Source organism: Curtobacterium sp. A7_M15, from assembly GCF_030705415.1.
In the GTDB taxonomy this organism is placed as follows: domain Bacteria; phylum Actinomycetota; class Actinomycetes; order Actinomycetales; family Microbacteriaceae; genus Curtobacterium.
Genome location: NZ_JAUZED010000041.1, coordinates 1 through 17,151, shown reverse-complemented (window position 1 = coordinate 17,151; position 17,151 = coordinate 1). Strand labels below are relative to the sequence as shown.

Annotated in this window: 20 protein-coding genes and 1 pseudogene; 3 read left to right on the top strand and 18 right to left on the bottom strand. The window is 72.1% G+C overall.

The annotated features are described in order from the left end of the window. Nucleotides 1–2: 2 nt before the first annotated feature. The 3 genes from Q7F20_RS09455 to Q7F20_RS09445 form a co-directional block, all read right to left on the bottom strand. A complete protein-coding gene (locus tag Q7F20_RS09455; protein ID WP_305739844.1) occupies nucleotides 3–734 on the bottom strand; it encodes an ABC transporter ATP-binding protein in 732 nt (243 codons plus the stop codon). Further along, nucleotides 731–1,309 (bottom strand): PadR family transcriptional regulator, encoded by a 579-nt coding sequence (locus tag Q7F20_RS09450; RefSeq protein ID WP_305739843.1) that lies wholly within the window; start codon nucleotides 1,307–1,309, stop codon nucleotides 731–733. Before Q7F20_RS09450 ends, Q7F20_RS09455 begins: the two co-directional genes overlap by 4 nt. A gap of 132 nt (nucleotides 1,310–1,441) precedes the next feature. Continuing rightward, nucleotides 1,442–2,323 carry an aldo/keto reductase gene (locus tag Q7F20_RS09445; RefSeq protein WP_305739842.1) on the bottom strand — a complete coding sequence of 294 codons (882 nt, stop codon included), beginning with the start codon at nucleotides 2,321–2,323 and terminating at the stop codon, nucleotides 1,442–1,444. A gap of 86 nt (nucleotides 2,324–2,409) precedes the next feature. Here Q7F20_RS09445 and Q7F20_RS09440 point away from each other — a divergent pair, with 86 nt between their 5' ends. After that, on the top strand, nucleotides 2,410–3,330 hold the full coding sequence (locus Q7F20_RS09440; RefSeq protein WP_305739841.1) for an endonuclease/exonuclease/phosphatase family protein: 921 nt from the start codon (nucleotides 2,410–2,412) through the stop codon (nucleotides 3,328–3,330). 39 nt (nucleotides 3,331–3,369) lie between these two features. Here Q7F20_RS09440 and Q7F20_RS09435 read toward each other — a convergent pair whose 3' ends face one another. The 8 genes from Q7F20_RS09435 to Q7F20_RS09400 form a co-directional block, all read right to left on the bottom strand. Beyond that, nucleotides 3,370–3,951 (bottom strand): YdeI family protein, encoded by a 582-nt coding sequence (locus tag Q7F20_RS09435; protein WP_305739840.1) that lies wholly within the window; start codon nucleotides 3,949–3,951, stop codon nucleotides 3,370–3,372. A 4-nt stretch (nucleotides 3,952–3,955) separates the two neighbouring features. Further along, entirely contained in the window at nucleotides 3,956–5,440 is a 1,485-nt protein-coding gene (locus Q7F20_RS09430; RefSeq protein ID WP_305739839.1) for a hypothetical protein, read from the bottom strand. Nucleotides 5,441–5,493: 53 nt separating this feature from the next. Beyond that, nucleotides 5,494–7,023, bottom strand: coding sequence for an FAD-binding oxidoreductase (locus tag Q7F20_RS09425; protein WP_305739838.1), 1,530 nt, complete (start codon nucleotides 7,021–7,023; stop codon nucleotides 5,494–5,496). Nucleotides 7,024–7,054: 31 nt separating this feature from the next. Beyond that, nucleotides 7,055–7,780 carry a hypothetical protein gene (locus tag Q7F20_RS09420; RefSeq protein ID WP_305739837.1) on the bottom strand — a complete coding sequence of 242 codons (726 nt, stop codon included), beginning with the start codon at nucleotides 7,778–7,780 and terminating at the stop codon, nucleotides 7,055–7,057. After that, complete coding sequence (locus tag Q7F20_RS09415; protein WP_305739836.1) at nucleotides 7,777–8,349, bottom strand: RNA polymerase sigma factor; 573 nt, start codon at nucleotides 8,347–8,349, stop codon at nucleotides 7,777–7,779. Before Q7F20_RS09415 ends, Q7F20_RS09420 begins: the two co-directional genes overlap by 4 nt. Before the next feature lie 5 nt (nucleotides 8,350–8,354). Beyond that, nucleotides 8,355–8,939: a hypothetical protein gene (locus tag Q7F20_RS09410; protein ID WP_305739835.1), complete on the bottom strand. Its 585-nt coding sequence runs from the start codon at nucleotides 8,937–8,939 to the stop codon at nucleotides 8,355–8,357. Nucleotides 8,940–9,034: 95 nt separating this feature from the next. Next, nucleotides 9,035–9,271 (bottom strand): hypothetical protein, encoded by a 237-nt coding sequence (locus Q7F20_RS09405; protein WP_305739834.1) that lies wholly within the window; start codon nucleotides 9,269–9,271, stop codon nucleotides 9,035–9,037. Continuing rightward, a complete protein-coding gene (locus Q7F20_RS09400) occupies nucleotides 9,268–9,855 on the bottom strand; it encodes a thioesterase family protein (RefSeq protein WP_305739833.1) in 588 nt (195 codons plus the stop codon). The genes Q7F20_RS09405 and Q7F20_RS09400 overlap by 4 nt, the downstream gene beginning before the upstream one ends. A 130-nt stretch (nucleotides 9,856–9,985) precedes the next feature. Between Q7F20_RS09400 and Q7F20_RS09395 the strand changes: the two genes are divergently transcribed. Further along, nucleotides 9,986–10,972: an aldo/keto reductase gene (locus Q7F20_RS09395; protein WP_305739832.1), complete on the top strand. Its 987-nt coding sequence runs from the start codon at nucleotides 9,986–9,988 to the stop codon at nucleotides 10,970–10,972. Between the two features lie 180 nt (nucleotides 10,973–11,152). Here the strand turns inward: Q7F20_RS09395 and uraH are convergent, their stop codons facing one another. The 4 genes and pseudogenes from uraH to Q7F20_RS09375 form a co-directional block, all read right to left on the bottom strand. Continuing rightward, on the bottom strand, nucleotides 11,153–11,491 hold the full coding sequence (uraH, locus tag Q7F20_RS09390) for a hydroxyisourate hydrolase (RefSeq protein WP_305739856.1): 339 nt from the start codon (nucleotides 11,489–11,491) through the stop codon (nucleotides 11,153–11,155). Then, a pseudogene (uraD, locus tag Q7F20_RS09385) lies at nucleotides 11,489–11,950 on the bottom strand (2-oxo-4-hydroxy-4-carboxy-5-ureidoimidazoline decarboxylase); the annotation flags it as partial. The pseudogene uraD and the gene uraH, both read right to left, overlap by 3 nt. A 193-nt stretch (nucleotides 11,951–12,143) precedes the next feature. Next, nucleotides 12,144–12,626 (bottom strand): FBP domain-containing protein, encoded by a 483-nt coding sequence (locus Q7F20_RS09380; protein ID WP_305739831.1) that lies wholly within the window; start codon nucleotides 12,624–12,626, stop codon nucleotides 12,144–12,146. 180 nt (nucleotides 12,627–12,806) lie between these two features. Next, nucleotides 12,807–13,589: a class I SAM-dependent methyltransferase gene (locus tag Q7F20_RS09375; RefSeq protein ID WP_305739830.1), complete on the bottom strand. Its 783-nt coding sequence runs from the start codon at nucleotides 13,587–13,589 to the stop codon at nucleotides 12,807–12,809. Between the two features lie 38 nt (nucleotides 13,590–13,627). Here Q7F20_RS09375 and Q7F20_RS09370 point away from each other — a divergent pair, with 38 nt between their 5' ends. Continuing rightward, nucleotides 13,628–13,864, top strand: coding sequence for a hypothetical protein (locus Q7F20_RS09370; RefSeq protein ID WP_305739829.1), 237 nt, complete (start codon nucleotides 13,628–13,630; stop codon nucleotides 13,862–13,864). 162 nt (nucleotides 13,865–14,026) lie between these two features. Here Q7F20_RS09370 and Q7F20_RS09365 read toward each other — a convergent pair whose 3' ends face one another. The 3 genes from Q7F20_RS09365 to Q7F20_RS09355 form a co-directional block, all read right to left on the bottom strand. After that, the gene (locus Q7F20_RS09365; protein ID WP_305739828.1) at nucleotides 14,027–14,932 is read right to left on the bottom strand and encodes a helix-turn-helix transcriptional regulator; all 906 of its coding nucleotides are present in this window, start codon (nucleotides 14,930–14,932) and stop codon (nucleotides 14,027–14,029) included. A 105-nt stretch (nucleotides 14,933–15,037) separates the two neighbouring features. Continuing rightward, nucleotides 15,038–16,297 carry a hemolysin family protein gene (locus tag Q7F20_RS09360; protein WP_305739827.1) on the bottom strand — a complete coding sequence of 420 codons (1,260 nt, stop codon included), beginning with the start codon at nucleotides 16,295–16,297 and terminating at the stop codon, nucleotides 15,038–15,040. Between the two features lie 83 nt (nucleotides 16,298–16,380). After that, nucleotides 16,381–17,151, bottom strand: a 771-nt coding sequence (locus Q7F20_RS09355; RefSeq protein WP_305739826.1) for a M23 family metallopeptidase, incomplete at its 5' end; no start/stop codon positions are given.

Genomic DNA, 17,151 nt, shown 5'->3' with positions numbered 1-17,151 from the left:
CCTCACGAGGCGGCCCGGTCCGTGAGCGCCATCTCGACGCCCGAGTAGACGGTCTCGTCGACGACGCGACCGTCGCGGAGGAACACGATGCGGTCCGCCCACGCCGCGTGCCGGGCGTCGTGGGTCACGAGCAGTGCACCCGCTCCGGCATCGACGTGCCGACGCAGCATGCGCAGCACGACCTCGCCGGTCTGCGAGTCGAGGGCGCCGGTCGGCTCGTCGGCGAGGACCAGCCGACGCTCGCCGACGACGCCGCGGGCGATCGCCACCCGCTGCTGCTGGCCGCCGGACAGGTCGTCCGGGAAGGCGTCGGCGCGGTGCCCGAGCTCGACGTTCTCGAGCGCGAGTTCGGCTGCGCGTCGGGCACGGCTCGCCTTCCAGCCGTCGAGCTCGAGTGGCAGTGCCACGTTCTCGACGGCGGTGAGCGAGGGGATGAGGTTGAAGTCCTGGAACACGAACCCGACGAGGCGTCGACGCAGCGCCGCGAGGTCCTTGGCCGGGCGGTCGGACACGAAGTCGCCGTCGATCACCACCTCGCCGCTGGTCGGTGGCAGGAGCGTGCCCGCGCAGGCGAGCAGTGTCGACTTGCCCGATCCGGAGGTGCCCATCACAGCCACCATCTCGCCCCGGCGGATCTGCAGGTCGATGCCGGCGAGGGCGGTCACGGCCTTCGCCCCGGAGCCGTACTGCACGCTCACGGCGTCGAGCTCGAGGAGCGGTGCCGCGCCGTTCACCGGGCACTCCGGACGGTGGCGTCGGCCGACTCGGCCGCTTCCGACGAGTCGGGTTTCGGGGAGGGCCGGTAGCGGGCGACGCTCGACTCCACGTGGTCGAGCCAGCGGACGTCGGCCTCGGCCTGGAAGAGCATCGACTCGAGCACGAGCGACCACGCCAGGTCGTCCGCGGGGTCCGAGGACCGCTTCAGTCGGGTGAGGTCCTGCAGGTTCCGCACGGCTGCGGCGCGCTGCACCTGTACGAGGCGCGGAACGTCGACCCCGGGCACCGTCACCGCGAGCGCGAACTTGATCGCGAGCTCGTCGCGACCGCGCTTCGGCGGGACCGGCTCGCTGAACCAGCGTGCGACCTCCTCGTGACCCGCGTCGGTCGCCGTGTAGACGACGTGTCCGTCGGCGTCGGCGTCACCGCGGGCCACGAGGCCGTCGCGTTCCAGACGGTCGAGCGTCGTGTAGACCTGGCCGATGTTGACCGGCCAGCTGCCCCCGGTCCGGTGCTCGAACTCCCCCCGGAGCTGGTACCCGTACCCGGGTCCGGCCACCAGCAGCGCGAGTACGCCCATCCGTACGCTCATGCGTCATCCCCTCGTTCCGTCCATCGTGGACATACCGAGTATGCACATACCGCGTATGTGGACGCAACCCCAGGACGGACGGGAGGCGCAGCGCCCGCTGGCACCGCGCCTCCCGTCCGTCAGCCGGTCGCGTCAGGAACCCAGCTTCGACAGCTCCTCGAACTCGTCGTCGCTCAGCTCGACCGTCGCACCCGCGAGGTTGTCCTCGAGGTGGGCGACGCTCGACGTGCCGGGGATCGGCAGCACCACGGGCGATCGCTTCAGGAGCCAGGCCAGGGCGAGCTGGGCCGGGGTGGCACCCTTGCGCTCGGCGATCTCGGTCAGCGGGGAGTCGCTGCCGGTGAGACCACCGGTCGCGAGCGGGAACCACGGGATGAAGCCGATGCCCTGCTCGGTCGACCAGTCGAGGAGCTCCTCGGCGTCGCGCTTCTGCAGGTTGTAGAGGTTCTGGACGGAGACGATCGTGGCGATCTCCTGCGCCGCCTTCACCTCGTCGACCGACACCTCGGACAGGCCGATGTGACGGATCTTGCCCTCGTCCTGCAGCTTCTTCAGCTCGCCGACCTGGTCCTCCAGCGGGACCTTCGGGTCGATGCGGTGGAGCTGGAACAGGTCGATCCGCTCGAGGCCGAGGCGGCGGAGGCTCATCTCCGCTTCCTGGCGCAGGTACTCCGGGCGGCCGACCGGCGGCCACTCGTTCGGGCCCGTGCGGGTGAGGCCGGCCTTCGTCGCGATGACGATGTCGTCGCCGTACGGGTGCAGTGCTTCGCGGAGCAGGTCCTCGGCGACGTACGGGCCGTACGAGTCGGCGGTGTCGAAGAAGTCCACGCCGAGCTCGACGGCGCGCTTGAGGACGCGGATCGCCTCGTCGTGGTCCTTCGGGGGCCCCCAGACGCCGGGGCCGGTGAGCTGCATGGTGCCGTAGCCGAGGCGGTGGACCTCGAGGTCGCCACCGATGCGGAAGGTGCCGGAGGCGGCGGCCGGACGGTTCGTGGTGTCGGTGCCAGTGGTCATGACACCGGTCTACGCCGCCGGTCGTGCGGGTGTGGTGTGTCGGTGTCCCCCGGGATCTGTCAGAACCGGTTCCTATGCTCCTCGACGTGCCCCTCCGCTCCCGCAGACGGAGTCCCGGCCGCTCGTTCGTCATCGGTGTCGTCGGGATCGCGTTGCTCGCCGGGATCGTCGTCCTCCTCGTCCCCGCCGTCCTGGGTGTCCTCGGGAGCTCGGGGTCCGTGATCGGCTCGCTGCTGCCGTGGCTCGCGCTCCTGCTCGTCCCCGTCGCCGGGGTCGCCCTCGGGACACGGTCGAAGCGGCTCGCGGTGCTGTCCCTCGCCTTCGCCGCCGCGCGGGCCGTCGCGATCCTGCCGGGCGTGCTCGCGCCCGGAGCGCCCGGGTCGCCGCAGCTGACGGTCGTGACGGAGAACGTCGAGGCTGCCAACCCCGACCCGGCCGCCACTGCGCGGTCGATCGCAGCGCGCGGCCCGGACGTCATCGCGCTCGAGGAGCTCACCCGGACCTCGGGCACGGCGGTCGCCGGCGTCCTCGACGAGCGCTACCCGCACCACTACCGCGTCGGGTCCATCGGGGTGTGGAGTCGGACCGCCCTGCGCGACGGCGAACCCCTCACCCTCGGCCTGGGCTGGGCCCGCGCACTCCGGGTGACCGTGGACACCGGGGTCGGCGACGTCCGGCTCTACGTCGTGCACATGGACTCGCTGCGACCGGGCGGCGAGGACGGGCGACCGCGGATGCTCGCGTCCCTCACCGAGGCGGTCCGCGACGACGACTCCGAACGGCTCGTCGTCGCCGGGGACTTCAACGGTGGTGCGGCCGACCCGGAGATGCTCCCGTTGACGCGGATGCTCGACGAGGGCGGCGGGTTCGGAGCGACCTGGCCGGCGCAGTTGCCCGTCGTGCGGATCGACCACGTCTTCACCCGAGGACTCGGGACGACGTCCACCGAGGTGCTCCCCGCGAACGGCAGCGACCACCGGGGCGTGCTCGTCGGCCTGCGTCGCTGAACCCGTCCCGTGCCCGTCGGGGTCTGCGCGGGTACGGGGTCAGGGTCTGCGCGGGTACGGGGTCTCGCCCCGCTCGAGCCCGCCGACGAGCTTCGCGAGCCGGTTCGCCCGCGCAGTCGCACTCGGTGCCGTCGTGATCCGGTGGAGCACCGCGTACCGGTTCGTCGCGTCGAGCTCGGCGAACAGCGCTGCCGCTGCGGGAGCGGCGTCGAGTGCCGCGCGCAGGTCGTCGGGCACGGTGGCGCTCGCGGCACCGGCGTAGGCGCGATCCCACCTGCCGTCGCCCTTCGCGCGGTCGACCTCGGCGCGGCCGCGGTCCCGCATGCGTCCCGCGGCGTCGAGCGTCGCGACGAGTCCGATGTTGCGCTGGGACCAGAGCGACGCCTTCCGCCGCGGAGTGAACCGCTGGCGGAACGTCGCAGCGTCCCGTCCACGCTTCTGGCCGTCGATCCAACCCGAGCAGAGCGCCTCGTCGAGCGCCTGGTCGTAGGTCAGCGTCGTCGGCTGCGTGGTGCCCTTCTTCGCGAGGACGAGCCACACGCCGTCGGGGTCGTCCTCGTGTAGGTCGAGCCAGGCGCGCCAGGCAGCGGCGTCGGGGAGCACCAGGTCGTCCGCGTCCATGCCGTCATCGTAGGGCGACCCACCGTCGTCGCGAGGTCGGTGCCGGACCGGTACCGTGCCTCCTCGTCCGGCGGTCCGCCGTCGGGTTCCGGGGCGTCCCGGCGTCCGTGTCCGCACGGTCCGGGTCCCGTGCCGGCAGCGCCGAGGCGGCGGGCTCGGGTTCGCCCGCGATCGCTCGTCGCAGTGCCTCGAGGTAGCCGAATCCGTCGCGAGCGTTCGGGATGAGGCCGGGTCCGCCCTCGGCCCACTCCGACACGTTGTACACCGTCATCACTCGCGGCAGGCCGTGTTCGTCGATGTGCGCCCTCGCACGGTCGAGCTGCTTCCGGAACAGCTGCGGGGTCGATCCGGCGAGTCGGTACCCGGACGGGTGCGGGAACGTCGTCTCCAGTGCGGTGAAGGTGCCGATCGCCGCGTTCTCCTGCAGAGCGGGGATCGAGTCGTAGTCGATCCCCTCCGTGTAGTCCGCGTACGTCTCGTGGGTCCCTCCGTCGTCGTACAGTCCGTCGTAGGTCGACCCGATGATGCGGATGCCGTCCGGGACGAACTGCGTCCAGCGTTGCCCGAGGACGCCGGAGCGGCGCGCGAGCACCGCGACACCGTCGTAGCCGAGTCCGCGGAACGACGAGGCGACCGAGCGCAGGAACGCGACGGTCTTCGGAGCGTTCAGGTTCGCGTAGCCGTCGAACTGTCCGCGCAGGGACTCGAGATCCCACGCGTTGACCGTCGCGTACCGCTTGCCGTCCTCGGCGAACACGGAGACGTGGGGGTGGTCCCGGACCGTGTCGACGAGCTGGACCGCTCGCCGCTCGATCTCTGCCGGACCGCCCCGGGTACCGATCGGCAAGACGTAGTCGAGGGCGTCGGAGTTGGGCGTGTGCTCGAGGTACTGCTCGAGCCAGTCACGCGTCGGGCCACCCCATCCGTCCGTGGTGAAGCCGGCCTCCTGGGGGAAGCTCACCGCGCGGACCCCCGCGCTGCGCAGCCAGTACGCGATCCACCCGAGCGCTCGCGGATCGTCGCCCTTGTAGAAGCCGAGCGCCGGGTGACGAGCCGGGTCGTACCGCAGCTCGGAACCCGGGTCGTCGCCGTCACGGTTCGTCGGGAAGTTCCACTGCCAGTCGTACCAGCCGTTCCAACCCGGGGAAGCGAGCGTGCTGTCGAGGCCGAAGTCGTTGTACCAGTGGGCGATCACGTCGATGTCGTCCGCCGTCGACGTCGCCGCGCGTTCTGCCGTCGGTGGCTCGGTGAGCTCGCCGAAGTCCAGCGGCGCACCCGAGTGGACAGCGCAGTTCTCGTGCTGGGGTGTGCCGAAATCGGTGCGGTACGGCGGGTCGAGCTCGGCCCAGGGGGCTCGGTCGGACGGGTCCGGCGCGCACGCTGCGGTCGATCGGAGCTCGACGACCGAGGCGAGGACCAGCGGGAGCAGTGCCGTGATCGTCAGGAGATGACGGAACGTCGTGATCGCGGAGACGGGAAGGGATCGCACTGAGGCATCGAAGCACGGAGTCGGTGGTACTTCAGCGAATGTACAATACTGAATCACACCCAGTTCGGCTGGTCGAGCACCCCGTTCGGGTCCGCCTGCTCAGCGATCCGGTGCAATCGCGAGGTGTTCACGCCGAAGTAGTCCGACGGGTCGGTGATCGCGGCGTCGCAGTAGTTCGCGTAGGCCGCGTCCCCCCACGCCGGGCGCATCGCCTTCCGGAACCCCCGGACGTAGGCGTCGAAGGGCGCCGGGTCCGATCCGTCGGCGTAGACCGCGGTGTACTGGACGGTCATGAGCGCCGACCGCCACGGGAAGGCGGTGTCGGTCCGCCCGACGTCGGACACGACACCGCCGAGGGCGTCCAGCGAGACCCCGCCCTCGCGGTTGCCGGGGACGTCGCCGGCCGCAGCCGCGTGCTGCACGAGCGTGTCGATCTGCCCGTCGGACAGCTTCGTGGTGCCGATCGACGAGGTCGCCGACTCGGACACCCGCTGGGGCTTCCCGGCCAGGGCGGACATCGCGTCGCCGTACGTCATCTGCCGCGCGGTGTGCGACGAGGGCGTGGCACCGGTGGCGCGCACGAACCCGTCGACCGATGCGTCCGCCCCCGTCCTCGACCCGGTCCAGACGCCGGTGACGGTGACCGTCGGCGCGGTGTGCCGGGATCCGTTCAGGAGCTTGAGCGTCGACCAGAGTTGCCGATCGGCCGTCGGAGCCCAGTCCTGCCAGGCGCGCACCACGGCGGCCGCGGACGACCACGGGAAGACGATGTCGAACAACAGCACGTCGGGTGCGGCCTGCGTCCGGAAGGTCATCGCGGTGACGACGCCGACCGTGCCGCCCCCGCCGCCGCGGCAGGCCCAGAACAGGTCGGGCTCGGCGGTCGCGGACACCTCGTGCACGGTGCCGTCCGGCGTGACGACGGTCGCGCCGGTGAGCTGGTCACACGTCAGGCCGAAGGACCGCACGAGTACGCCGACCCCGCCGCCGAGCGTCAGCCCGCCGATGCCGACGGTCGGGCAGGAACCCGCGCCGATCGCTCGTCCGGCGGCTGCGAGCGTGGCGTAGACGTCGCCGAGTTGCGCACCCGGGCCGATCGTCACGGTGCCGTCATCGTGCACGTCGACGCCGTCGAGGTCCTGCGTGCTGATCACCAGCGACCGCGGGACGTCGGTGCCGCTCGCACCGCCGGCCGACCACCCCGTGTACGAGTGGCCGCCGGCACGGAGAGCCACCGGAGTGTTCGTGTTCCAGGCGAAGGCGAGCCCGGCCTGGACGTCCGCGGTGCCGGCCGCGCGCAGGATGCCCTGAGGGTCGGCGTCGTCGTACCGCGGGTTCTCGACGAGTCGGGCACTGTCCCACCCGTCCGACCCCGAGCGGAGCAGCCGCCCGGAGACCGCGGCGGCGAGGGCGTCCCACGAGTCGGGGCCACCCGGTGTCGGCGACACCGTCGGGGTACGGGTGGGGCTGCTCGTGCCGGACGGCGACGGCGATGGTCGACTGCACGCGGCGAGCACCCCGGCGATCCCGAGTCCGACTCCCCCGGCCAGCACCGCGCGTCTGGTGGCGCTTCGTTCGTTCACCCCACTTGTATACGCCCTGAGCCCACGGCGCTCAGTGGCCGGTGAGCTCCAGGTACGTGTACGTCGAGCTCGTCCCGTCGCGGAGGTGGACGCGGAACCGCGGGTCGAGCACGTCCGAGCCGGAGAAGTCCGATCCTTCCCAGGCCGCGACGACGTAGCCGTCCTCGGGAAGGGCTCGGACCACGCTGCCGTCATGCGTGAGGACCTCGACTGCGACGATGTCGTGTCCGACGCGGGCGACCGTGCTCGCGTACCGTTCGGCGACGTTGCCGGCGTTGAGGATGACGATCGCGTCGGGGGCGGCGGTCGCGGCGCCGTCGATGGCCTCCCAGTTGTCGTCGGGATCGCTGCCGTCCAGCGAGACGCCGAAACGCACGTCGTCGTCTCGGCGCCCGATGAGGAACTCGGCGTCGCCCACGCTCGTCCGGGCCAGGATCGTCGTGCCGTCGTGCGTCCTGCTCCCGGCGGTGAGTGCCGGCTGCCGTGACACCGGGGCGGTCGCTGTCGTCGCTGCCTCGTGGTGTGGCGTCGGAGCCGTGAGGGCGAGGGGGAGCACCACGGCCGCAGCGGCTGCGACGCCGAGCACGGGGACGGCGATCCGCAGCCACGGTCGCCTCGGGGCGGACCGCGGGGCGATGGTCGGTGCGACCCGTCCGAGGACGGCTCGGAGGTTGCGCACCTGCGCGTCCGCCGGGACGTGGTGCGGTGCCGGGTCGATGGAGCGGAGCAGGTCACACTCGGGGAGATCGGTGTTCACGAGGCTTCCTGGCGAGCTGTGGCGGGGTGGACTGGTTCGGGGTGGGCTGGTTCGAGGTGGGCGCGGAGTCGCTCGCGGGCGCGCTTCAGCCGCATCGCCGCACTCGATCGCTTCAGACCGAGGACCGCCGCCGCTTCGACCGTGGTCAGGCCCTCCCAGGCGATCAGGGCCAGCAGCTCTTGATCGGCGGGGCTCAGCCGGTTCCAGGCACGTTGGACGTCGACGCGGAGTGCGATCGGGCCGCTGTGCGTCGTCACCGAAGGTGTGCGTTCGGCGCCGTCGTCGTGCTCGAGCGGGACGTCGAGTCCCTGACGTCGCTGGTGGCGCCGCCGAGCGTTCCCGAGCACCTTCCGAGCGACACCGAACAGCCACGGTCGCGGGTCGTCGAGGTCGTCAGGCATCCCGCGCCACGCGATCACGAAGACCTCGGCGGTCAGCTCGTCGGCGTCGTTCGCCGCGCCTCGACGGGTGAAGTACCGGACGAGGTCCGCGTAGGCAGCCTGGTGCGCCGCGACGAGACGATCGTGTCGTTCGTCCGTCGCGTCGCGGCGGCACCGGGCAGCGGTCACGGTGATCAGTCGTCGGTCTTCTCGAGGTAGGTGACGGTCTTGGTGGTGCCGTCCGCGAGGTGGAGCGTGAAGGAGCCGTCGAGGGATTCACGGTCGGAGAAGTCCTCGCCCTCCCACGCGGCGATGTAGTACCCGCTGGAGACACTTGCCGTGACGGTCTCCCCGTCGTGCGTCGTGTAGTCGACGCCGCGGACGTCGGCACCGACCTGTCCGCTGACGCTCGCGAAGCGCTCGGCGGTGTTGCTCGGGTTGACGACGGTGAAGTCGTCGGACCGGACCTCCGCGGGCTCGCCGAAGGTCTCCCAACCGGCGACCGTGCCGCCGATCGACGTCGTGGCGCGGATCTGGCCGGCGTTCTTGCCGAGCGCGAAGACGGCATCGCCGACCTTCGTGCTGGCGAGGACCGTCGTCCCGTCCTCGGTGAGCGATCCGACGGTCAACGTCTTCGTGGCGCCCTGGACCGACGTCGAGGCGGCGTCGCCTGCGCCCGTGGTCGTCGAGTCGGTGCTGCAGGCGGTGAGCCCGAACGCCAGGCCTCCGGCCAGGAGGATGCCGGAGACGGTCAGGAGGGGCTTGCGGGGGAACTGCATGGTGGTGTCCTTCCGTGTCGGGCGCTCGGTGCGCCGCCAGGAGGGACATGTCCGATCGCGTGTGAAGTGTCACACATCGGTCGGACGGATTCCTGTCAGGGTCCGGGGATGCCACCGCCGGCGCCCGTGATCCCGGGGTGCGCGGCCTTCGACAGTCCCTCGGTCACGGCCAGCTGGGCCTCGGCGTCGGCGCGCGCCCGATCCCCCAGCTGCGGGTCGGCCGGTCCGAGGTGCGAGAGGCGCTTCGCTCGTCGGCGGTTCTGCACCTCGAGCACGGTGATGACGGCGGCGATGAGCGCCGCGACGCCGATCACGATCCACACGACGGTCATGACGTCCCCTCTCGTCCCGGGGTCTCGGACCCAGTGCCCGTGAGCGTACCCGAGCTGCTGATGCGGGTGGCCCCGGCCCACTCGTGCACCCAGTCCGGCACCGACAGGTCCCGGTCGGTCGCACCCGCGGCCTCGAGCAGCTCCGCCGGTGAGACCGTCCCTCCGGTCCGCAGCAGGAACCGCGCCTGCACCACGGCCCGTGCCACCACGGTCCCGCGTCGGACGAACGTCTGCTCGAGGTAGGCCGCTCGGTCGTCCATCCCGAGCACCCGCGTCATCAGCTCGAACCGCTGCCCGAGCGTCAGCGAGCGCTTGTAGGTGATCGTCTGCGCGGACACGACCGGGTACCAGCCGCGCTCGGCGATGTCCGCCCAGAAGCCCGATCGCAGCATGAGGTCGAGCCGCCCGAGGTCCAGCATCGACAGGTACTTCCCGTTGTTCACGTGCCGCAGCGGGTCGAGATCGGTCAGGGTCACCCGGAACGGGGTGCGGACCTCGTCCCAGAGCGACGGTCGTCGTCCGCCGACGGCCGGGCGGAGCCGGACGCGCAACCGGAGCAGGAACAGGCGGAAGTACAGGTTCACGCCACGATCCCACCAGGGGTGCGCCACGAACGCGCGGATCCTTGGAGGAACCGCACGAAGGAGCATTCCCGGCTGACGGGTCCGGTCAGTGCCTCCCTCCAACCGAGTGACCCGGAGTAGACCAGCACCCATGCAGACACGCAAGCTCGCAGACCTCGAGGTCGGTCCCATCGGCCTCGGCACCATGGGCATGAGCGCCTTCTACACGGGCGCCGGCACCGACGAGGACGAATCGATCCGCACCGTCCACCGCGCGATCGACCTCGGCGTCACCCTGTTCGACACGGCCGAGGCGTACGGCCCCTACACGAACGAGGACCTGCTCCGCCGGGCACTCGGAGACCGTCGCGACGACGTGGTCATCGCGACGAAGTTCGGCCTCATCACCCACACCGCCGGCGAGGAGACCCCCGCCACCGGCCGCGCCATCAGCTCCGCACCGGAGTCCGTGCGCGAGGCGCTCGAGGGCTCGCTCCGCCGCCTCGGCACCGACCACATCGACCTCTACTACCAGCACCGCGTCGACCCCGCGGTCCCGATCGAGGACGTCATCGGGCAGCTCGCCGGGTTCGTGCAGGAGGGCAAGATCCGTCACATCGGCCTCTCCGAGGCGAGTGCCGCGACGATCCGGAAGGCCCACGCGGTCCACCCGATCACGGCCCTGCAGAGCGAGTACTCGCTCTGGACGCGCGACCCCGAGGGCGACGTGCTGGACACCCTCCGCGAGCTCGGCATCGGCCTCGTGCCCTACTCGCCGCTCGGCCGAGGGTTCCTGACCGGAGCGATCACCAAGCCGTCCGACCTCGACGCTGACGACTTCCGACTGGCGAACCCACGCTTCCAGGAGGAGGCCTTCGCCGAGAACATGCGCATCGTCGACGCGGTCAAGGAGATCGCGGCCGAGGCCGGCGGGACCCCGGCGCAGGTGGCGCTCGCCTGGTTGCTCGCCCAGGGCGACGACGTCGTGCCGATCCCGGGCACGAAGCGGGTCGCACGGCTCGAGGAGAACGTCGGCGCAGCCGACCTCGCCCTGACGGCGGACCAGATCGCGCGCCTGTCCGCGCTGCCGGTCCCGACGGGCGACCGCTACCCCGACATGTCGAGCATCGGGCGGTAGACGCGACCGGATGACCGCCTGGAGGCGCGGTGCCAGCTGGAACCGCGCCTCCTGGCCGTCACGGTGTGCCTCCACCGCGACCGCGAGCGGGCGAAACATGCGCCGTCCGCCATGCGGAGCCCGCGCATTTCGCCCGCTCGCGCGCGCTACGAGGAATGCATGCCCCGCGCGGTATGCGAGTCAGCTGCCGCGGTACGTGCTGTAGGCGAAAGGGCTGAGCAGGAGCGGCACGTGCAGGTGCTCGGTCCCGCTGACGGTGAACGCCACCGAGACGAACGGGTGGAACGACGGCACCCCCACAGCCCGGTGGTAAGCGCCGGTGTCGAAGCGGAGCTGCAGGTCGCCGCGAGGCAGGACGTCGGGCCCGAGAGCAGCACGACCGTCGCCGTCCGTCGTGCCGGTCGCGAGGACCTCTCCGGCGTCGGTGCTCAGCGCGAGGCCCACTCCCACGGCCGGCCTGCCGCTGGTCGCGTCGAGCACGTGCGTGGTGAGCTGCGCGACACCGAAGGTCGCCCGGATCCGGTGCAGCGCGATGTCCGCGAGGGCGGCCGCTGCCTCGCCGACCTCGACGTCGGGCTCGTTGCCGAGCCGCCTGCGGAGTTCGGCGAGGAGCTCCTCGGGCGTCCGGCCGGCGGCGCGCACGAGGAACACCCGGCCGAAGCGCCGCTCGTACTCGACGTTCCCCTCGGCGATCGCCCGGGTGACGTCGTCGTCGGCGGTGCGCATGGCCGACTGCTCCCGTGCGGACGAGGCATCCGTGCCCCGCTCTCCGATCCGCGGGTGCTCGGCGAGGGCGACGTCGAGTTCGGCCGCGCCCCATCCCCGGGCCTCGGCAGCGGCGCGTTCCGACAGCGCGGCGACGGAGCCGTACGGTCGGGCGGCGGCGAGGGCGGCGGCCCAGGCCGGGACGGCCGCCCACCCGGAGGCCGTGGCGACCGCGTCGGAGACGGTCGCGTCGTCGAGATCGCCGATGTCCATGCCGCCACGCTACGGAAGGCCGGTTTCACGGGGGTTACGCGGCGGTTTCCCGCGCGACGCGACCCACGGTCCCGGAACGTCCGCAGGTGCGGGACGGGAGGCGCGGGACGGGCCGGCACCGCGCCTCCCGTCCCACAGGGGCGCACCTCGACGACGTCCGCCGCGCGCTCGTCGTCCGCGCGCGCTGTCGGGGCTAGACCTCGGCGGCGAAGGACGCGGCACGGAGCTGCAGGTCCTCGATCCGCTGCAGCCGGGCGGCCTCGACGTCGTAGCCCTCGTAGGCGAGCGGCGGCGTGCGCCGGACGTTGCGCGAGCACTGGAAGTCCTGGCAGACGAGCGTGCCGACGGTGTTGCCGTTGCGACCCGCCGTGCCGGACCGCTTCGCGCTGTAGAACACGACGTCGTTGGGGAGCTTCACGTCCTGGCACCACGAGCACTGCGCTCGGGCACGCGGCGAGGCCTCGGCCTGCCGGAACAGGATGCCGACGAGGTCGCCCTCGAGCGTCGGCACGACGGCGTACGCGCGACGGGCCAGCTTCGGGTCGCGCCAGCCGAGGTAGTCGAGCGCGTCCCAGTCGAGCGTCTCGAAGTCGGCGGGCAGGGTGAGGTCGCTGGTCTCCTTGCGGGAGGCATTGACGAAGGACGTACGCAGGGTCTTCTCGCTGATGGGCAGCATGGTGGTTCGCTCTCGGAAGGGCCCGGGGCACGCACGCGCGCGCCGCACCGGGCGGAGGGTTCAGGGTTCGGTGACGGGGGCCGCACCGGACGGTGCGACCCGGGGCGTCACGCCCTGATGTCGGCGAAACGGGCGCCGACCACCTCCTGGAAGCTCACGTGACCAGCCTACGTCCCCGTGTCAAGCCGCCGGATCCGCGGTGAGGAGGACGAGGGAGCCCTCGTAGGTCGGCCGGGTCCGCAGCGAGCCGTGGGCGCGGTCCCACTCCCCGGACTCGAGCGCCGAGCGGAGCGCGCTGACGGACCGGCGCGAGGTGACCTCGTCGACGAAGCTCCACGCCGAGTTCGCACGCCGCGCACCCGGGTCGAGGAGCCGCTCCGGCCGGGCGTAGTACGCCTCGGAGAACCCGTCGACGCACGTGAACGGGATCGGCAGGCGCGAGGTCGACACGGTGTCGTCGGGGAGTGCGGCGGCGATCCGGGTGAGCGCGGGGTACCGCCGGGCCTCGGTCGCCATGACCTCGGGGGCGTACTCGGCGAGCCAGAAGTCCTCGACCCGGTCCGGGTCGCACGTCAGGATCACGATCGGGCCCCGGGTCACCCGGCGCAGCTCGGCGAGCCCGCGCTCGAGGTCGGCCCACTGGTGCACGGAGAACGTCGTCATGGCTGCGTCGAACGCGTCGTCGGCGAACGGCAGGTCCTCGGCGGTGGCGTCGATCGCCGTCGCGAGGGACTCCGGTCGCTGCGCACGCATCGATGCCGAGGGCTCGACCGCGGTGACCTCGCGGTCGGTGGGCTCGTAGGACCCGGCGCCGGCGCCGACGTTGAGGACCGTCCGGGCGTCGCCGAGGGCCTTCGCGATCGCCCGGGCGAAGGACGGCTCGGGTCGGCGGTACTTCCGGTAGTCCTGACCGATGTGGGCGTAGTCGGCGTCCCCCGCTGAACCGTCCGTCGTCCTCGTCACGGCCTCAGCCTACGGACCGCGGCTGGTACGGTCGGCCCATGGTCTCCGGGGGATTCGCCGTCGTCAGTGTCCTGTACATCGCGTTCGTCGTGGCGCTCGCCGTGCTGACCGTCGCGCTCATCGTGCTCGTGGTCGCGGCCATCCGGGTGCTGCGGCTGTCCGCGACGGAGCGGCAGCTGCGCATCGAGCGGCTGCGGTACGACGCGGTCGTCGACGGCATCGACGGGGGTGGTGCCGACCCGGACGAGTCCGGTCCCACGACTCCGTCTGCCTGACACGCCGTCTGCCGGACACCCCGTCTGCCGGACACCCCTGCCCGCCGCCACGGACCGACGCGGATCGCTCCGTGACCGTTGCGGTTCGGGAATCCCCGGGATCGCGAACCAGAACGGTCAACGACGTGACGGCGAAGGTCCTCCGAGCGACCAGGCGCCCGGTCAGTCGACGGGCTCGGTCTCCGACTCGTGCAGGGCCGCGTACTGCTCGGCGCGTTCGGTCGCCGCCCACGACCCGAGGAGCGCGAGGGACCGCTCCGACTCGCTGCCCGGTTCGGCCGAGTACGAGAACATCACCAGTCCGGGATCGGCGACGAGCTCCAGCGCCTCGTAGTCGAGCCGGAGCTCACCGACGATGGGGTGCACGAGCCGCTTCTTGCCCGTGCGGTGCGTCCGGACGTCGTGTGCGGCCCACCACGTGCGGAACTCCTCGCTCCGGGTCGACAGTTCCCCGACGAGGGTCACGAGTCCGGGCTCGCAGGGGTTCGAGACGGCTGCCGCGCGGAGGATCGCCACCGAGTCGCGCGCCGTCTGCGCCCAGTCCGCGAAGAACTCCTTCGCCGCCGGGTCGAGGAACGTGAAGCGCGCGGTGTTCACCGGACGACCGGGGCCCGCGAACATCGGAGCGTAGAGCGCGCGACCGAGCTCGTTCGTGGCGACCACGTCACCGCGTTCGTTCCGCACCCAGGCGGGCGCGCCCGTGATCGAGTCGAGCAACCGCTGCACACCGGGGCGTACACGGGTCGGGACGTTGCGGTGCATGACCTTCACGCCGGCGTTCGCCAGCCGGGCGAGGTCCCACAGGTGCACGCGCTCGTCCTCGTCGAGCTGCAGCGCACCGGCGAGCCCCTCGAGCACGCTGTCGGAGACGCCCTTGAGCGAGCCCCGCTCGAGCCGCGTGTAGTAGTCGACGCTGACGCCGGCGAGCATGGCGACCTCGTGTCGACGCAGTCCCGGCACGCGCCGGACACCGCCGCCGAAGGACGGCATGCCGACCTGCTCGGGCGTGAGCCGCGCCCGCCTCGAGGACAGGAAGTCGCGGATCTCGTTGCGCACGTCGATACCCATGTGACGAGCGTACGTCCCGTGGCTGGTACCGCGGCAGGCCCTGCCCGTACCCGGGACGGGTCGGACGGGAGGCGCGGGTCAGGGTCGTCCCGCGCCTCCCGTCCGTCAGGTGGTGGCGTCGGAGGTGATGCGCACGCGGGCCACGCGGTGACCGTCCATGGCGGTCACCTCGAGGCGGTGGCCGTCGACCTCGACGACGTCCCCGACCTCGGGCACGCGGTCGAGCGCCACCTGCACCAGGCCGCCGACCGTCTCGTAGTCCCCGTCGGGCAGCGCCGGTCCGCCGTCGGCGACGAGGTCCTCGAGCACGGTCGCCCCGTCGACACCGTCGTGCTCCGCGTTCGGCTCGTCGTACTCATCCCTGATGCGTCCGACGAGGTCCTCGAGCAGCGCCTCGAGCGTCACCATGCCCGCGCTGCCGCCGTACTCGTCGACGACCAGGGCGATCTGGTGTCCCTCGGTGCGCATGTCCGCGATCGCACTCGACAGGGACTTCGTCTCGGGCAGTGCGAGCACCGGCCGCACGAGGGTGGACACCGGCGCGGTCGGGTCCGCCGGCCGCAGGAGGTCCCGCAGGTGCACGAAGCCGTCCACGTGGTCCCGGGTGCCGTCGGTGACGAGGTACCGGGTGTGACCCAGGTCGATGGCGAGGTCGGTGGCCGCGGCGATCGAGGTGCCCGCGTCGATCGTCGACACGTCGTACCACGGCCGCATCGACTCGCGGAGGATCCGGTCGCCGGCGTCGAGCGCACTGCGGGCGATCCGTCGGCCCTGGGCGTCGATGGCGTCGTGGTCCTCGACGAGACCGCGGAGCTCCTCGGTGCTCATCGACTCGCTCCGGGCGTCCGGGTCGCCGCCGAGCAGTCGCACGACGGTGTCGGTCGACTTCGAGAGCAGCCAGATCACCGGGCGCATGAGCGTGGCGAAGCGGTCGAGCGTCGGGGCCACGGCCATCGAGAAGCCCTCGGCCCGCTGCAGGGCGAGCCGCTTCGGCACGAGCTCGCCGAACACCAGCGAGAGGTAGGCGATCACGAGGGTCATCAGCACGAGTGCGACCGCTTCGGCCGCGCCCCGCTCGAGCCCGAGGGCCGTGAACAGCGGGGCGACGTCCGGGGCGATCGACGAGGCGCCGTACGCCGCCGAGAAGAAGCCGGCGACGGTCACGCCGATCTGCACGGCGGAGAGGAAGCGGTTCGGGTCACGGCCGAGCTCGGCGACCCGCATGCCCCGGGAACCGCGGCGCTCGAGCTGCTGCAGCTGCGACTCGCGGAGGGAGACGAGGGCGATCTCGGCCGCGGCGAACACGCCACCGACGAGCACGAAGAGGACCACGAGCCCGAAGGCGATCCAGGTGTCGGGTCCCATCAGCGGGCTGGCGGCTCAGATCGGCGTCGGGCGGGCGGTCTGTGACAGTCGTCCATGCCTGTGAGCATGCACAGGCAACCTGATCAGGCGGTGAGGGAACGCCCGATGCGAGCTTCGAGCCAGACCTCCGGGTCGATCGGGGTCTCGCCGTCCATCAGCACCTCGAGGTGGAGGTGCGCGCCGGTGGAGACGCCGGAGGAGCCGACCTTGCCGATGAACTGCCCGGCCTCGACCGTGTCGCCGACCTTCAGCGGCGAAGAGCCGGGGATCATGTGGCCGTAGAGGGTGGAGACCTCGCGGCCGTCGATGACGTGGTCGATGATGACCGTGGTGCCGTACGAGAAGTACGTGCCCGAGACCCGGACGGTCCCCGCGGCCACGGCACCGATCGGCGCGCCCATGCCCGGGTTGAAGTCGAGGCCCTGGTGGAGTGAGGAGCAGGCGCCGCACGGAGCCGCGCGGTAGCCGAACCCGGAGCTCATCCGCACGGGCCCGGGGAACGGCGACCGGACCTCGCCGCCGTAGGACACCGACGTGCCGGGCGTCCCGGCGGAACCGCCGCCCACCGTGAAGCCGTCGCGGTCGAGGTCGGAGGCGGAGATCGCCTGCGTCACGGCGTAGTCCTGCGTCCGCACGGAGGGCGCGAGCGTCGCGGTCGCCATCGAGGTGCCGGCGCTGGCGTGCGCGGGCATCGCCGAGGCGGCGAACATCGCGAGGGCGGCGAGGGCGCTCGTGAGCGTCACGCGGCTGGCGCGGCGGGACCGGGAGGCGCGGGTCGCCGTCGTGACGGCCGTCACGCTCGGTGCGGGGCGGCGGACGACACGGTGGATGCGGGCGTCGACGTGCTCGGTCGT

Excerpts from the sequence above, each read along its gene's own strand:
- Q7F20_RS09450 (WP_305739843.1), bottom strand. The coding sequence starts at position 1,309 with ATGAGCGTACGGATGGGCGTACTCGCGCTGCTGGTGGCCGGACCCGGG.
- Q7F20_RS09445 (WP_305739842.1), bottom strand. The coding sequence starts at position 2,323 with ATGACCACTGGCACCGACACCACGAACCGTCCGGCCGCCGCCTCCGGC.
- Q7F20_RS09435 (WP_305739840.1), bottom strand. The coding sequence starts at position 3,951 with ATGGACGCGGACGACCTGGTGCTCCCCGACGCCGCTGCCTGGCGCGCC.
- Q7F20_RS09410 (WP_305739835.1), bottom strand. The coding sequence starts at position 8,939 with ATGCAGTTCCCCCGCAAGCCCCTCCTGACCGTCTCCGGCATCCTCCTG.
- Q7F20_RS09405 (WP_305739834.1), bottom strand. The coding sequence starts at position 9,271 with ATGACCGTCGTGTGGATCGTGATCGGCGTCGCGGCGCTCATCGCCGCC.
- Q7F20_RS09395 (WP_305739832.1), top strand. The coding sequence starts at position 9,986 with ATGCAGACACGCAAGCTCGCAGACCTCGAGGTCGGTCCCATCGGCCTC.
- Q7F20_RS09380 (WP_305739831.1), bottom strand. The coding sequence starts at position 12,626 with ATGCTGCCCATCAGCGAGAAGACCCTGCGTACGTCCTTCGTCAATGCC.
- Q7F20_RS09370 (WP_305739829.1), top strand. The coding sequence starts at position 13,628 with ATGGTCTCCGGGGGATTCGCCGTCGTCAGTGTCCTGTACATCGCGTTC.
- Q7F20_RS09365 (WP_305739828.1), bottom strand. The coding sequence starts at position 14,932 with ATGGGTATCGACGTGCGCAACGAGATCCGCGACTTCCTGTCCTCGAGG.
- Q7F20_RS09360 (WP_305739827.1), bottom strand. The coding sequence starts at position 16,297 with ATGGGACCCGACACCTGGATCGCCTTCGGGCTCGTGGTCCTCTTCGTG.